We start from the raw sequence: 13811 nt of genomic DNA on the forward strand, positions 1-13811 counted from the left end.
ACAGAACTGGATCGAAGAGTTGTCGACGTGCTGAAAAGTCGATCCCCTGCAATTCTGGTAGGTAGTCGGGGGGTTGGAAAGTCATTTTTATTGAAAGTGGCTGCAAGTGAACTGAAGTCTAGTTTCGCGGAAGATCGTGTTCTTCCGGTGTATCTATCATTTGTAAGAAGCTCGCTGTTGGCGACTGATGACCCGATCAAGCTGAAGGCTTGGATGATGTCGAAGGTTGCCTCCGCGATTATCCGATCGGCAAAAAAGTTTGGGTTGTTAGACAAGCCATCTGCCGCCTTAACCATGCTTGCCGGAGGACGAACCAGTGCTTCAATTAACACTACTAGACTTGAACAGCTCGCCGAGGGTTTAGAGTCTGGTTGGAAGGATGAGGCGGAAACTTTCGACTTTTCAATGGTTCCGACGGCGGAGGACATAAAGGAGGCTGTTTCCGATCTTTGCGAAGATATGGGAGTTTCCCGCATTGCGCTTCTGGTTGATGAGGCGGCGCACATTTTCGTGCCTGAGCAACAAAGAACCTTCTTCACTTTGTTTCGTGATCTAAGGTCGCCTTTTCTAAATATGAATGCTGCTGTCTATCCAGGTGTTACACACTATGGGGAAGCATTCCAGCCTGTGCATGATGCGGAGTTCATTACGTTAGATCGCGACATATGGTCAGCTAACTATGTGACTAGTATGAAGGAAATGGTGGAGCGACAGGCGGAGCCGAAATTATTAAAAACTCTCCGAGAAAAGGGTGAGAACTTTACCATTTTGGCATATGCAGCTTCCGGAAATCCGCGACTTTTATTAAAATCTATTACGAAGTCACCCAATTTGAGTGCGGCTGAAGTTAATTCCGCAATTCGAGAATTTTATCGAGACCAAATTTGGAGTGAACATTCGCAGCTTGCGTCAGTTTATTCTGGCCATCGAGAGCTGGTGGATTGGGGGAGGAAGTTCATTGAATCCACCGCGCTTGCGTTGCTCAAATTAAGAAACGACGTGGCGATGGCTGCTGGCGGTAGAACGTCTCTTGCAATATGGGTGCATCGCGATGCTCCAAAGCGGGCGGTGCAAGCTCTTCGGATATTGCAATACACAGGGGTTCTAAAAGAGCATGCTTTGGGAATCAAAGCCACCCGAGGGGAAGTTGGCACTCGATATGTTGTCAACGTTGGGTGCGTATTAGCGGGGGAGTCGAACCCATCTCAGACGGGTCTCGCTATTGTTAAAGCAAGTGACCCCAGACGGATGGTTGAGTTCGGAGGAACGCAAGAGATATTTCAGTCCTTAGCGTTTATATCGTCTGATCAAGAGAGTACTAGCGTATCGGATGCACTAAAGCGGAGATTAAGTCGTAGTGTTCGTGAGCTCGATCTAACTGAGTGGCAGAAGGACAAGCTTGAAGAACTTTCGTTGACCAAGATTAGAGATGTGTTGAGCGCGCCAGATGATCGGTTGCAGCAGGCTTATTATGTTGGTCCGGCGCGGGCGAGGCAGATGAAAAATGCTGCGGAGACTTCTGTTTTGGAGTACTTGTCGGGCTAGGAGCACGTGAGCGCCTTTCTGAGCCCAAAAACGGGGTCAGGTTCACTTAAGACCGTTTGAATTTTCGCGTAAACGAGAAAAAATGGTCAGGGACAGCTTTTTGGAAGATTTCTTGCGAAATTCGGCAACAACGGGTCAGGTTTACTTATAGCCGTTTGAATCTTCGAGTGCTGGCCTATGAGAGGGCCGTGCGCCAGCAAGGCCGAGGAGGAAGTATTTGAGGGAGATTATTCCAAGTGGTTGAAATGTCCCTGAGCAGTTTCGCACTATAGGAAATTGTGATGATGGATGGATTTGATGGAACCTTGGTCGAGGACAACGGAATGAAGATCTGGAGTGTGCTAATTCCAGTTTTTGCGATTGCTGGTTGCATGTGGGGAGGTCTGACTGCAAGGACGCTTTTGGGGTTCCTCCTCAGCATCGCCGCTGGTTATACATCATGGTTTATGTTTGCTATATATATCGCCAATATGGTTGATTCGTGGCGATTGTCCGAAGGGAGTGTTGAGAACAGAATTAGTCGCGAAGTGGCGCGAGATTATATTGTTTCAGTAGTAGTTCTCCTATGCCTCGGAGTTGTCTATGTGTTTGCCGATCATAAGGTTACGGGAGATGATATTGACGTTGGTCTAGTCGGCCTTCCTTTTCTGGTGTCTGGGCTTGTGATCTCTTTGTCCTTAATTTTTATTACATGGAAAAAATATGGCCTGAAGTCATTGGCCTTGCTTCCAATACCTCTTATTATTATATTTGCTTTGATCATAATGCTTTCGCAGCTAATCATTGTTCTGAAGGGTGAGTTGGCGTCGTCGCAATCATTTTGGCTTCAGGTAACTCAAACAATGATATCTATTTCGATATATATGTGGGTCTTCAGGATATACTTTGCGATAAAGAATGACCTTCGCAGTATTGCGTCCCCCTTTATTGGTAGGTTAGGGAGAGCTTTGGGTCTAAGTCATGAACCTCCGCCGCTGCCTTAAAAATATCCGAAACAATACAGGGGTCAGAGTGCACTTTAGAAAACGGGGTCAGGTTCACTTACAGCCGTTTGAATTCGTGTGAGGCGAGTGGCGTGAGGGCTTGGCGCCGATAAATGGTTGCAAAACAAGCTAGCTGGGTCAGAGCCCGTTACCAAGAAGGTTTGGATCGGCTGACGCGTGTGAGGGGGAAGCCTGATGGGCGGGCTGGCGCAAATTCTAGCGAAAACGGGGTAAGGTTCACTTAATGGCACATACCGACGGATTAAGTGAGCTTGTCCCCGCTTGTAATTCTCTTTGCACAACGGCGGATTAATGTGGCTTTCGCTTCTAAGTTTTGGAGAAATGCATGGCCAAGTTGGGTATGGCTGGTATGCAGCCGAAGGGACTTCTAGTTGCTGCGGCAGAAGCTAGAGGCTGGGTGCTGTGTGTCGGCGCCGGAACATCGAATCCGGTTTTCCCCGATTGGCAAGGGTTGGTGGCTAAGCTTATCCTCCGAGACGATGACTTGGCGGCCACATCCGAGCTGGACTCACTGAGAAAAGCTTATCCGCCCGATGCTTTCATTCAAGCGGCTTTGAACCGTCTTGAGATGGATGAAGAGGAGTTTGCAAGGAATTTAGCTTCTGATCTTTACTTCGATGCCAAGGCATTGCTTCCGGCCGCTGCTTGGAAGACGTTCCTATCGGCGCTAAATGCCAGGCATGTGGGCGAGATAAGTCTAGCAAAATGGAGTGAATTTCTAGCGGTAATATCAGACCATTATCCTAATCTCACGGCGTATTCATTGGCGGATACCGTCGCGGAAGTTTTGGATACCGCAATAAAGCCGGCGGCAATTCTTTCTTTTAACGCAGAACCCTTGTTTGCAAGCCTCATTAATGCAAGTGCCGCCGTACGCTGGGGCGATTCTAGAACGACGGACGTGATTGACTACGTCACTCATGCCACTTCTAACCGAAAGCGAGGTCGTATTCCTTACGAATTTTGCCACGGTCTTCTGCCAGTGCCCGAAGCTAGGCGCCGGCCCGCTCTGAGCTCGGTGGATAAGTTGGTTTTTTCGGAAGGTGCTTACCTCCAGTTGGCCAACAATGCATATTCTTGGCAGGCAGAGTCTTTCATTCGCGCTGCCGCGCATCATTCAGTCGTCTTTATCGGATTGTCTCTGACGGACAGTAATATTCGTCGATGGCTATCTTGGGTCCACGCCCTTCGTCTGAAGGAATTATCAGAAACCGGTGCGCCGCCTGTTTCGACAATTCACTATTGGATTGCGAAGGAACCAGCACGCGATGTAGAGAAGCGCTGGACCGAGGCCCTGGTTGCTCACCTTGGCGTTCGTCTTGTTTGGGTAGCTGATTACTCTGACATTGGTCCGATGCTGCGACGTATGTTGAGCCTCGCGTAAGAAACAGGGGTCGGAGTGCACTTTAATTGCGCGAGGCCTATAGAAAGTCGACTCTGACCCCGGTTTCGCCCGTCGAATACGCGCGCGCAAAGAACTCGGCAAGAAGTCGTCCCGGTCGGGCGCGGTCGAAAAGGCGGGTTTCCCGACACGGATGTTCTCTGACTCATCGAGTAGATCAGCTCTTTTTTGCCGCTCGCTTGCCCACGCCCGGCATCACGGTAATCTGCTTCATCCACGCCACGATTTGGACTTCGTCAATATCGTCAAGCGAGATCAGCTCCATGCCCCTCGTTGCTTTACCCATGGCGACGGGCGTTACGGGAGGCACGTGGTCGAGCGTGATGCCATTGATGAACATCAGCTTGGTGTGGTTGGCGAAAGCGCCGCACGAAAAGCACCAGCCATCGCCTACGCCGTAGTACGCCATGCCCCATTTCACGCTGCGCTCCAGGCCGGAAAGCGTGCTTTCCGCCAGCTGGTCGATGCGTTCGGCGATGCCACGCTGCGGTTGCGGCAGGCTGGCGATGTAGGCAAACACCGGCTTGTCGCCGACCGCCGCCTTGGCCGCGCTGGCCTTGCCGTTCATCTCTTCCGGCAGGGTGATGGCCACCGCGCCGCGTCTCGCGGCCCTATTTGGTGTTTGCGTCGCGTCGGATATGTCGGACTTGCCTGCTTTCTTGGTCGCCATGGCGGACTCCTGTGTTGAACCAGTTGGATTCATGAGTAAGACGAACGAGTCGCTGCCGGATCGACATGCGAAAAAGGAAACAGAAAAAGGTGTCGGAGACGATTTTTTGCACAGCGGCTCTCAAAAACAGGGGTCAGAGTGCACTTAATTGAGCGTCGCCGGCAGAAAGTCGACCCTGACCCGGGTTTCACTTCAGCGTCCGCGGCAGCTTGGCTCCGCGGCAGAACCGGCGAATGTTTTACCTCGTGGAACTCGGCCTAACCCGTTCGTCGGTAAGTTAACCTCACCGTGTTATTCCGCTCTTCCTCGAACCTCACCAAAGCAAGCGCCGTGCGCCTGCGCACCTCGGGAGATTCCACATGTTGCCTTTGTTCCGGTTGATGGCGCTGGTCACGAGCGTGCTCCCGCTCATCGCTTCGGCGGCCACGGTCGATCTGCTGGTGGGCTCCTACACCAAGGGCGAGCAGCCGGGCCTTTATGCGTATCGGTTCGATACCGACAACGGCAAGCTGGACGCCAGGCCGTGGCAGCAGCTGCGCCTGGATAACCCGTCGTGGCTGGTGCTTTCCGCGGATCAGAAGCACGTGTATGCGGTGAATGAAAACGGCCCCGGCGCGCGCGATGGGGTCGGTCGCGCCAGTGCCCTGTCGCTGGATGCGCAGCACAAGCTCACCCTGCGCAACCAGGTGACCACGCTGGGCGACGAACCTACCTTTGCCAGCCTGTCCCCCGATGGGCACTATTTGCTGGTGGCCAATTATTCGGTCCACGCCGATCCCGGCGGCAGCCTGGCCGTGCTGCCGGTGGCTGCGGATGGCACGTTGCAGCCGGTCACCCAGCTTTCCACTTATCAGGCAAGCCACGTCGACAAGGCGCGGCAGTTGTCGGCGCACATCCATTCGGTGAACTTCGCGCCGGATGGCCGGTTCGCCTATGTCGCCGACCTGGGTGGGGATCGTGTCTACGCGTATCGCTATGCGCCCGGCGACAACGCCGAGCATCCGCTGCAGCCCGCCGCCAAAGCCTTTTTGGCATTGCCGCCAGGCAGCGGCCCGCGCCATCTGGTCTTCGATAAAACCGGCAAGCACGCGTACCTGACGCTGGAAATGGCAGGGCAGGTCGCGGTGCTGGACGTGGCCACCGATGGCGCCCTGACACTGCGCACTGTGGTGAACCTGTTTGCGCCCGGCTTCAACGGCGACAAGGGCGCTGGTGCCATCCATCGGTCGGCGGACGGCAGGTTTCTGTATGCCGTCGATCGTGGCACGGACAACCACGTCGCCGTGTTTGCGGTGGGCGTCGATGGCGGCTTGTCGCTGCTTCAGCGTCGCGCCGCCGAAGGCCGTCAGCCGCGCGAATTTTCCATCGATCCCAGCGGCCGGTTCCTGCTGGTGGCTGACCAGGGCGACAACCGTATCGCGGTGATCGCCCGCGATCCGGCCAATGGCCACCTGGGCAAGACGTTGCAGATCATCGAGGTCACCGCGCCTTCGGATATCAAATTCCTCAAGCCGTAGAAAGCAACGAAGTGGCGTAGATTTTTCTTCGCCAAAAAGGGGCAGGTTCATTTCCGGGCTTGTCTGGTGACGGCGGTCTGTATCTCGTCGTGTGTGCAACGTGCACAGCGCTGACCACGTTATCAACGGAGGGGCAATCCGGTGCTTCGTACATCGTGCTGAAGCCTTTGGGTTCGACCGAAGCATTGCCATGATGTTGGCGAGTTCAGTCGGAGATTCGATGCCCGCGTCAACGCAACGCTCGAATAAAAGGTTGGAACTCATTGAAGGACGGTGTGGTGAACTCCGTTACTCACTGCTTGTTCCGTGTTGTTTCTGGAGAATTTTAGCCATGGCGTCCGGCTCGACGGACGACATGGGCGTCCACGCAAAATCCGCTGGATATGACGCGCCCGCGTTGGCGACTCGATCGCCATCCGGGTTCGATGTAGTCGCTCGCTGCAAATACCACATGCTTTTTTGCTCTGACCACGCAAAGTAGAAAGTGCTGTAGCCTCTGTCTTTCTGGTTGACGTAGACAATGTGCGCGGGCGATACCGACAGGTTGTCACTTAACGACATCGCGGGGGCATGGCGAGCAATGTCGTTGTACGTGCAGTCCACCACCTTTGTGCTGTGGTCGGCTTCGGAAAGCTTCCCAGCCTGCCGACGTAACACCACAAGGTCGCAAGGATTGTTGTTGAAGTCGTAATCAGTTTTGCCATGAATGGGGTGGCGCACGACGACCACTGCTGCCTGTTGACCGTCGCCGTACAGATCGGTCGCTTTATAGGCGAGGAGAGTGTCGGTTGGTGCAACAAGGGCGCGCACATCGTCGGGTACGGTCGTCGTCAAATGGCGGCGTGACTCCGAGGCCATTCGCGACTCCAGCTCTGTCGCACGATCAGCCGTTTGATCAACCACACATTCGTCCGCGTCGAGTTCCTGTCCTTGGCCCGGCTCATTGCCAACGGCACAATATTTGTCCCGGAACGTGATCCATTGCCGCTCTTCTTCGCGTAGATGTTTTCGATCGACTTCAACCAATGAGCCCATCAACTTCTTGTAAGTCTGGTTGAGCCGATGATCCTGAAAGTCATGCTCGTCGCGCAGGCAATCGCGCGTGCCTGGCGTCGCTCCGCCTGCACTTTTTATGCACGCACTCACCGAAGGCCTTAGGCCGATGGAGCGCGCGTACGAGGCCACCTCGGAGCCTTTGGTAGGTGACGGATGATTTGGCCATTGCTCGGCGAAAGAGAGGCCTGATCCAAACGCAGCAGCGATGAGCACCACGACGAACACATGTCGGGTATTTGTAGATGCGGGGCGGGAAACCGTGCCACGCGACTGGCGTGAGCGGAGGTGAACTGACTGATTCGACATAAAACTCCTTGAAGACCGATCCAAAAACTGCTTGCCAAAAGGCAGCCTCGGCGTTTCCGAAAAAAACGTAAACATGCGTGGAAAGCAATTTGGAGGCAGCACGCGATACGCATGAACATTGAAAAAGAAATACGGCTTCCCAAAAACGTGGGCAAGCGGTTTCTTCAATGTCCCGAATTGTTCTCGCTGCGGTTCAGATCAAATTTCAGCAAGCACTTGTGGGCTGTCAATTTGCTTCTTTGGATCAGGACGGCCGGTGTAGTTCCGTAGGGGTTTCCGGCTTTAACGTCTTCAGGCGCCTTGTAGCTCCCTCGCGCATAAGTTGATTTGCAAGAGTCGTACTTGTCGCACACAGCCAGCTTGGTGCAGATGACCTTGCCGTCTTTTTCATAGATGAAATAGGTGGCGCCGGAGGAGGGTGGACGCGGGTAGCGCTCCGTGCGAATCGAGTAAGCACTCATCGCCGTTTGAGCTTCGGCAGGCGATTCATTGGCTGCCATGGAGAGCGGCGATATGGCGAAAAAAAGAATGCACCCTGCAACCTTGAACATCTTCATTTCTCACCCTTTGGTTCGGACGCCTGCCTGTGGCTAGCCGAAAGGCTGTCACGCCAGTCCTCCAGTTGCTGCGCGCGCATGGCGGTGCTTTCCATGCGGCAGATGGATTCGGTCTCGGGCGCAACGTCCGAACCGAAGCGGTCGGCCCGGGCTGCGCAGTCTTTGGCATAGAAGGCCAGCCACGCCCGCTGAGCGTCCACGGCAGATCGTTTGTCGATTCCGCTCAAGCCGGCGATCAACGCCTTGTAAGCACGGTTGAGTCGTTCGTCCTGATACTCGAACTCGGTATCCGCGCAATCACCTTGTTCTGCCACGCGTCCCTGAGTTTTCTTCACGCATGCATCGTAGGTCGATCGAACGCCGTAGTACTGAGTTGAGACGTAGGACAACCGTTCCACGCCCGGCACCATGGCGATGCCGTTGATCATGTCCTGACTGCCGTTGGCGAATGCGGATGTCGCATGCAGCAAAACAGGGTTCGTCGCAAATATGGCGAACGCGAATACCGGTAGCGCAACAGTTCGTACTTTCTTCATCGTCTTCTCCATGACTGTCCAGATCCTCGGGAAATTTTCGCAGTGCCCCGCGTGTCGTGAATGCGCCAAACAGCTACCGATTGTTGGCGACGATCAGGTAGTTGCTCAGCTTGTTGGCTCGATCGCAGATGCTGAAAAGTTCCCTTTGCGTCACTGCGAGGTCGGCGATGTCTTCATCGCCATAGAGTGAGTTCTCGAATTCGATGTTCTCATCCTGCAACTTCAACCAGGTTCGTTCCGCGGCGATCAATTTGTCTTTTGCCTTGTCGTCCAGTTTGGCGAGGAGCGCCTTGTACGTGCTGTTCAGTCGATCGTCCTGGGTAGCCTTTTCTGCAGACAAACACGCGCCGAGTGCAACTGCGTCGGAGCCCGTCTTTTCGATGCAGGTATAGAAGGTTGTCGTGATGCCTCTTGGCGCATTGCGTTGGATCAATGCGCGTGTGCTGTCGGTAGCGATTGCGCCAACGCTGTGGACAACAAGAGCCAAGGCGACGGCGAATGGCGCGGCAGTTTTCATGGTGCTGTCCCTGAACTTGCAGCCTGTTCGTTAGTCGGTGAAAGCACTGCCGCTTTGCACTTGAAGGTGCTGATCAAATCTGTGTTGCGTTGGCCCTGCTTTTGTTTTCAATTGTCGCTTGGGCACTTCGTATCTGCAGGTCTGCGCTTTCCCTTGATGAAGGGATGAAGCACGACGTATTTTTCGAACGACTTTTCGGCCCCTTTCCCAATTGACCTGAACCAGATCAAATCACGATTCTGGCGCGCGAAATAGTCGCTCCCATCGGGATCGTAACTCGGGCACACGGCATGGCCGCCATTCGCCTCAGTGCTGCAGTACCTTGCGTACAGCCTGCTGCCGCTGATGCGTCCTTCAAGGGAGCCATCCCAGCCTTCGACGCGTGTTCCGTCGCTCCAATCACCTGTGACAACTGCGTCTTTCTGCTTCAAATCGAGTTGGACGTAGTGACCGAATTGACAATCGCTGCGATATTCCCAAGAGCCGTCGAAGGTTTTCGATGCGGCATCTTTTGCGTGTGCTGTGCAGAAGAGGGCGCCAGCGGCCAACGAGCAAAAAACGAAAGCATTGCGTAGACAATGCGATCGCGGGTGAGTCGAGGTGGAGAACACGTTTGCTCCTTGAGGATGGGGCTGGAATGCCTCACCGGAAGCCTATCATCGGCGATTCGTGGAGCAGCGTGAGCATGAGCGGGAAATGAAGTAGGCGATCGGCTCGGCTGATGGAGTGGCATCACAGTAATGTGGCCATTTGATTCATGGCGCTGATATTCGTTCTCGAAGTGCTAGCCGTGTCGCAATAGAGTCGATATGTATAGCCGTCCAAACCCACTCTCTTCCATCACCAAAAAAAAGCGCCGCGGGACAAATCCCGCGGCGCCCGTTCCATCTCAACCTACAACGTCGTCAGCTCAGTTCGACTCGGTGAACGAAATACCCGGCGACGAGCCGCCGGTGGCGGTGCAGCTGCCGAGGTTGAGGTTGTTGCTTTCGCCGGTGGAGCCGGAGTTGGAAACGCACGTCGGCGTGGCGGTGTTGGAGTGCGCGATGCCCACGTTCACCTTGATCGACGATCCGGAGTTGAACACCGCTTCGGAGCCGCCGGCATTGCCGACCACGTTGAACTCCGACTGGTGCCAGGCGGTGGCCAGTTTCAGCACGCTGTCTTTCGCGGTGACCGTGTACGCGGTGGTGCCGTTGGTGAACACCACCTTGTCGTTGCCGCCACTGGCGGCGCTGCCGGTGATCTTGAGGTTGGCCAGCTGCGTGGCGGGCACGTCCGGCGCGGTCACGGCGGAGCTGTTCTTGTAGCAGTCACCTTCGCCATCGCTGCCGAACCCGCTCGGGCAGCGCGAGCCGCCGTAGCCGAGCAGCCAGTACTGGATGAACACCGCGGCCTTGCCCTTGGTGTTGTAGTCCGGCGAATAGATGAATTGCTGCCACACCGTGCAACCCGAATGGCCGGCGCATACCGATGTGGTCGTGTCGTAATTCGAATTCACCTGCAGCGTGTACTCGTTGGCGCCGAGAATGCCGCCGCCACCGAACGCCGCCACGCCAACGCCTTTCTCCGAGGTCACGCCCGTCACCGTGGGAAACGTGCCGGTGGTGCTGCTGATCGTGCCCGACACATTCACCGTGTAGTCGTTGCCGTTGCCGGTGGTCTGCGAACCGCCGAGGCTTTGCGCGGCGAAACCGCTCAGCGCATCACCATGTCGGGGCAGGGGATGCGTACGCGGCACCGCCTGCACCTGCGTGCAGTTGACCTGCTTCCACAAAATGCTCGGGAACGACGCCTGATAACAACCTTCCGCCGGCGTCGCCGTGCGTGTCATGTCTTCATGCCAGTTCTGAATCGCCTGCGCCTGCACCATCGAAGGCGCTTGTGCCGTGTCGGCACCGACCTGCGTGCCGGCAGCAAACGCCGCGGGGGCGAAGGCGGCGGTCACGAAACTTGCGACAACGGCGATCTGGATCAGCCGGCGAGCACCAAAATTCTTTTTGGACTGCATGTTGTTCTCCATGGAAAGCGGTGGATGTAACCGTCGAACCTGGACCATCCAGATTCTCCGACACGTCAAACACGCTCACCCTGGATTCCCGTCCCGCCTCAATCATGGCCGACCGTCAACCGCCGAAGGGCTCGACGGGTTCACCTTTTTTGCTGCAGATTCTTGCGTGTGTGAAGGCGCAAGAGTGTGCGTTGATCTTTACTGCAGACGGGTTTCTGCTGGCCGCGCGCGTCACGCCAGCGCCGCTTGCCGCAGCGCACATCGCCTCGCGCTCCCGCTTGCGGCAAGATGCGTGGACTTCTAGGCGGAAGCACATGGACGCATGGCAAACGGATGGCTGGCCGGCGCGGACGATTGCCGGTTTCTGGCGCCGCCTTGGCGCTTTCATCATCGACCTGATCCTGCTCGGCATCGTCGGGCTGGTCCTCGGGTGGATGTTCTTCGATCCGTTGGCGCGCATGGGCTTCTACGCACGGCTGATCGGCTTTGCCATCGCGCTGGCTTACTTCGGCATCTTGAATAGCCGCATCGGTGGCGGGCAGACGCTCGCCAAACGCTGGCTCGGTGTGCGCGTCGTCGATGCGAATGATCAGTTGCTGAGCCTGCCGCGCTCGTTGCTGCGCTACGCGGTGCTGGGTATTCCGTTTTTCTGCAACGGATTGCCAATCGTTCCGGGCATGACGGCATCCTCGCCGCTGGTTTATCTGCTCGGGCTTGTCGTGTTCGGCAGCACGTTTGCCACCCTCTATCTCTACATCTTCAATCGACGCACGCGGCAGTCGTTGCACGATCTGGCAGTGGGCTCGTACGTGGAGCGTTTCGATCGTGTCGGGCAACCAACGACATTTCCAGGCATGTGGCGCGGTCACTTCATCGTGGCGGCGCTGCTCGTCGTTCTCGCCCTCGGTTCACCGCTGTTGGCCAGTCGATTCGCAAACACGCAGACATTTGCCGGCATGCTGGCGCTGTACGAGACGCTGATAGCGCAGCCACATGTGCTCACGGCGCAAGTCGGGCGGAAAACGATGTGGTTCAACGGCAACGTGTCGCACACCATGCAATCAGTCATTCGACTGGACGCGCCGCTGGTCGGTGACGACGCCATGGCCCGGCACATCGCGCAACTGATGGCGAAAGGCGATCCCGACATAGCCAAAGAAGACGATGTCGTGGTGACGCTGGTTTATGGCTACGACATGGGCATCGCTTCGGGATGGAAGCGGCATGGGTATTCGTTTAAGCCGGAGGAGCTGCGTTGAGATGGGTACGTTTTGCAAAGTCGTTTCCAGCATCGAGCCGTCACGTGCTGGAAATTTGAAGTTCGGAAAAGATTTGCGTTGACAACATGAGCCCGCTCACGCAAAAGCGACTGGATCGAATCTTCAGACCCATTCAATGGATCGTTGGATTCGCAAGCGGCGTGACTGCCTTCGTCCTGTGTTCTGAAGTTGAGAACATCACAGGTATCGGACACTTTCTTCCACTCATTGCGCTTCTGCTTTCCATGTTCTTCATGCTGCTCATCCATGAGCTAGGTCACTACGCGGCGGCACGATTCGCCGGTATGACGGTGACTCATTTTGTCGTCGGTCGCATCGAAATCGTTCCGCAACAACGTGGCTGGCGGATGCGCTGGAACAGGGGACAGAAGATCAGAGTCGATGGTCTCGTGATCGCCGCCTGTGATCCTATCCGAGCCTTGCGCCCCCAAGTACTTTTGATGACCGCAGGTGGTCCAGCAGCCAACCTCGTGATAGCGGCCATCTCTGCCGCGCTGGCAAACGTCTGGTCGTCGGCACCAGCGGGTTCTCTGTGCATGGCTTTCGCGGTACTCAACGTCGCCATGGGCGTCACCAACCTGCTGCCGTCCATGCGCGGCCTCGCCAGTGACGGCATGCGGTTGTTGATCTGGAGTCAGAAAGAGTTGGAACACAGCCCATTACTGGCGCACACGCGTCTACAGGCGTTGTCGATTTCAGGTGTTACCGCAGATCAGCTGCCCGTCGATCAGATAGCGCTGCTTGATTCTCAACCCATGCCAGCGCCGCTTGTCGCCCTCTGGTATCGAGTGAAAGCACATCAGAACCGTGGAGAGTGGCAGCATGCCGCGGACTTGCAGGCGAGCTTCGATAGCATGGTCCAATCGTTGCCTGAGCCGGTGAGGATCAAGCTTATCGGCGCCTTTGCGCAACTCCGTGCGGAGCTGGCTTTCTCCCGCGCCATGCAGAACAGAGATGCGACAGGTTTGAGCGACAACCTGCTTACAAAAGCACAGACATGGAGCGCTCCCAGCCTGTGGCCCCGTTGTCTTGCCTTACGCGCCCTGTTGAACGGCGATACGGCTCATGCGCATCGGCAGCTTGATAACGCACAAAAAATAGCCAAACAATCTATGGACAAGGCGCTGCCGCGAAGCGAAGCCAAGATAAGGGCGCATATGCTTTCCATAGAGATGAGTAACACCTTAAAGTTTAATTCGCTAGGTGACGTGCTTTGACGAAAAAAATACAAAGCACACCTCTCCAAAAATGTCGAAAACAATGCTCGATCTTAGCAAAGATCGGACAAGGGAGAACCAAGCGCTAGATGTGGGCGCAGACTTTGGTGGAGGCGAAAGTCCCCTTGAGCTTGGATCATTACTTCGGCGATTTAAGGGGCGTGAGCCTGAAAAAAAGCGTTTGATAGAACAG

At 55.5% G+C, this 13811-nt stretch carries 13 protein-coding genes; 6 read left to right on the forward strand and 7 right to left on the reverse strand.

Features of this window, described 5'->3' with window-relative positions:
- The 3 genes from GSQ73_RS10365 to GSQ73_RS10375 form a co-directional block, all read left to right on the forward strand.
- Nucleotides 1-1545 (forward strand): hypothetical protein (locus tag GSQ73_RS10365; RefSeq protein WP_158883718.1); only part of this gene is annotated, 1545 nt, incomplete at its 5' end.
- 281 nt (nt 1546-1826) lie between these two features.
- The gene (locus GSQ73_RS10370) at nt 1827-2528 is read left to right on the forward strand and encodes a hypothetical protein (RefSeq protein WP_158883720.1); all 702 of its coding nucleotides are present in this window, start codon (nt 1827-1829) and stop codon (nt 2526-2528) included.
- 346 nt (nt 2529-2874) lie between these two features.
- Nucleotides 2875-3933, forward strand: a complete 1059-nt coding sequence (locus GSQ73_RS10375; RefSeq protein ID WP_158883722.1) for an SIR2 family protein — start codon at nt 2875-2877, stop codon at nt 3931-3933.
- A 175-nt stretch (nt 3934-4108) separates the two neighbouring features.
- Here GSQ73_RS10375 and GSQ73_RS10380 read toward each other — a convergent pair whose 3' ends face one another.
- Nucleotides 4109-4543, reverse strand: a complete 435-nt coding sequence (locus GSQ73_RS10380; RefSeq protein ID WP_254063377.1) for a DUF1801 domain-containing protein — start codon at nt 4541-4543, stop codon at nt 4109-4111.
- Nucleotides 4544-4980: 437 nt separating this feature from the next.
- On the opposite strand from GSQ73_RS10380, the gene GSQ73_RS10385 reads away from it, so the two are divergent.
- Nucleotides 4981-6138, forward strand: coding sequence for a lactonase family protein (locus tag GSQ73_RS10385; protein WP_158883724.1), 1158 nt, complete (start codon nt 4981-4983; stop codon nt 6136-6138).
- Nucleotides 6139-6426: 288 nt separating this feature from the next.
- Here GSQ73_RS10385 and GSQ73_RS10390 read toward each other — a convergent pair whose 3' ends face one another.
- The 6 genes from GSQ73_RS10390 to GSQ73_RS10415 all read right to left on the reverse strand — a co-directional run bounded on the left by GSQ73_RS10390 (nt 6427) and on the right by GSQ73_RS10415 (nt 11121).
- Nucleotides 6427-7668 carry a lysozyme inhibitor LprI family protein gene (locus GSQ73_RS10390; RefSeq protein ID WP_158883726.1) on the reverse strand — a complete coding sequence of 414 codons (1242 nt, stop codon included), beginning with the start codon at nt 7666-7668 and terminating at the stop codon, nt 6427-6429.
- Complete coding sequence (locus GSQ73_RS10395; RefSeq protein ID WP_216844761.1) at nt 7665-8057, reverse strand: hypothetical protein; 393 nt, start codon at nt 8055-8057, stop codon at nt 7665-7667. Before GSQ73_RS10395 ends, GSQ73_RS10390 begins: the two co-directional genes overlap by 4 nt.
- Entirely contained in the window at nt 8054-8605 is a 552-nt protein-coding gene (locus GSQ73_RS10400) for a lysozyme inhibitor LprI family protein (protein WP_158883728.1), read from the reverse strand. Before GSQ73_RS10400 ends, GSQ73_RS10395 begins: the two co-directional genes overlap by 4 nt.
- Nucleotides 8606-8666: 61 nt before the next feature.
- Nucleotides 8667-9110, reverse strand: coding sequence for a lysozyme inhibitor LprI family protein (locus tag GSQ73_RS10405; protein ID WP_158883730.1), 444 nt, complete (start codon nt 9108-9110; stop codon nt 8667-8669).
- 107 nt (nt 9111-9217) lie between these two features.
- A complete protein-coding gene (locus GSQ73_RS10410; RefSeq protein WP_158883732.1) occupies nt 9218-9721 on the reverse strand; it encodes a hypothetical protein in 504 nt (167 codons plus the stop codon).
- Between the two features lie 299 nt (nt 9722-10020).
- Nucleotides 10021-11121 (reverse strand): hypothetical protein, encoded by a 1101-nt coding sequence (locus GSQ73_RS10415; RefSeq protein WP_158883734.1) that lies wholly within the window; start codon nt 11119-11121, stop codon nt 10021-10023.
- 314 nt (nt 11122-11435) lie between these two features.
- On the opposite strand from GSQ73_RS10415, the gene GSQ73_RS10420 reads away from it, so the two are divergent.
- Both GSQ73_RS10420 and GSQ73_RS10425 read left to right on the forward strand, forming a co-directional pair.
- Nucleotides 11436-12380, forward strand: a complete 945-nt coding sequence (locus GSQ73_RS10420) for an RDD family protein (protein ID WP_158883736.1) — start codon at nt 11436-11438, stop codon at nt 12378-12380.
- A gap of 86 nt (nt 12381-12466) precedes the next feature.
- Nucleotides 12467-13618 (forward strand): M50 family metallopeptidase, encoded by a 1152-nt coding sequence (locus tag GSQ73_RS10425; RefSeq protein ID WP_158883738.1) that lies wholly within the window; start codon nt 12467-12469, stop codon nt 13616-13618.
- The last annotated feature ends 193 nt before the right edge of the window (nt 13619-13811 follow it).

Source organism: Rhodanobacter sp. L36 (assembly GCF_009765755.1).
GTDB lineage: Bacteria > Pseudomonadota > Gammaproteobacteria > Xanthomonadales > Rhodanobacteraceae > Rhodanobacter.

Coding starts and splice junctions, on each gene's coding strand:
- GSQ73_RS10370 (WP_158883720.1), top strand. CDS start 1,827: ATGATGGATGGATTTGATGGAACCTTGGTCGAGGACAACGGAATGAAG.
- GSQ73_RS10375 (WP_158883722.1), top strand. CDS start 2,875: ATGGCCAAGTTGGGTATGGCTGGTATGCAGCCGAAGGGACTTCTAGTT.
- GSQ73_RS10385 (WP_158883724.1), top strand. CDS start 4,981: ATGTTGCCTTTGTTCCGGTTGATGGCGCTGGTCACGAGCGTGCTCCCG.
- GSQ73_RS10395 (WP_216844761.1), bottom strand. CDS start 8,057: ATGAAGATGTTCAAGGTTGCAGGGTGCATTCTTTTTTTCGCCATATCG.
- GSQ73_RS10400 (WP_158883728.1), bottom strand. CDS start 8,605: ATGGAGAAGACGATGAAGAAAGTACGAACTGTTGCGCTACCGGTATTC.
- GSQ73_RS10405 (WP_158883730.1), bottom strand. CDS start 9,110: ATGAAAACTGCCGCGCCATTCGCCGTCGCCTTGGCTCTTGTTGTCCAC.
- GSQ73_RS10415 (WP_158883734.1), bottom strand. CDS start 11,121: ATGCAGTCCAAAAAGAATTTTGGTGCTCGCCGGCTGATCCAGATCGCC.
- GSQ73_RS10420 (WP_158883736.1), top strand. CDS start 11,436: ATGGACGCATGGCAAACGGATGGCTGGCCGGCGCGGACGATTGCCGGT.
- GSQ73_RS10425 (WP_158883738.1), top strand. CDS start 12,467: ATGAGCCCGCTCACGCAAAAGCGACTGGATCGAATCTTCAGACCCATT.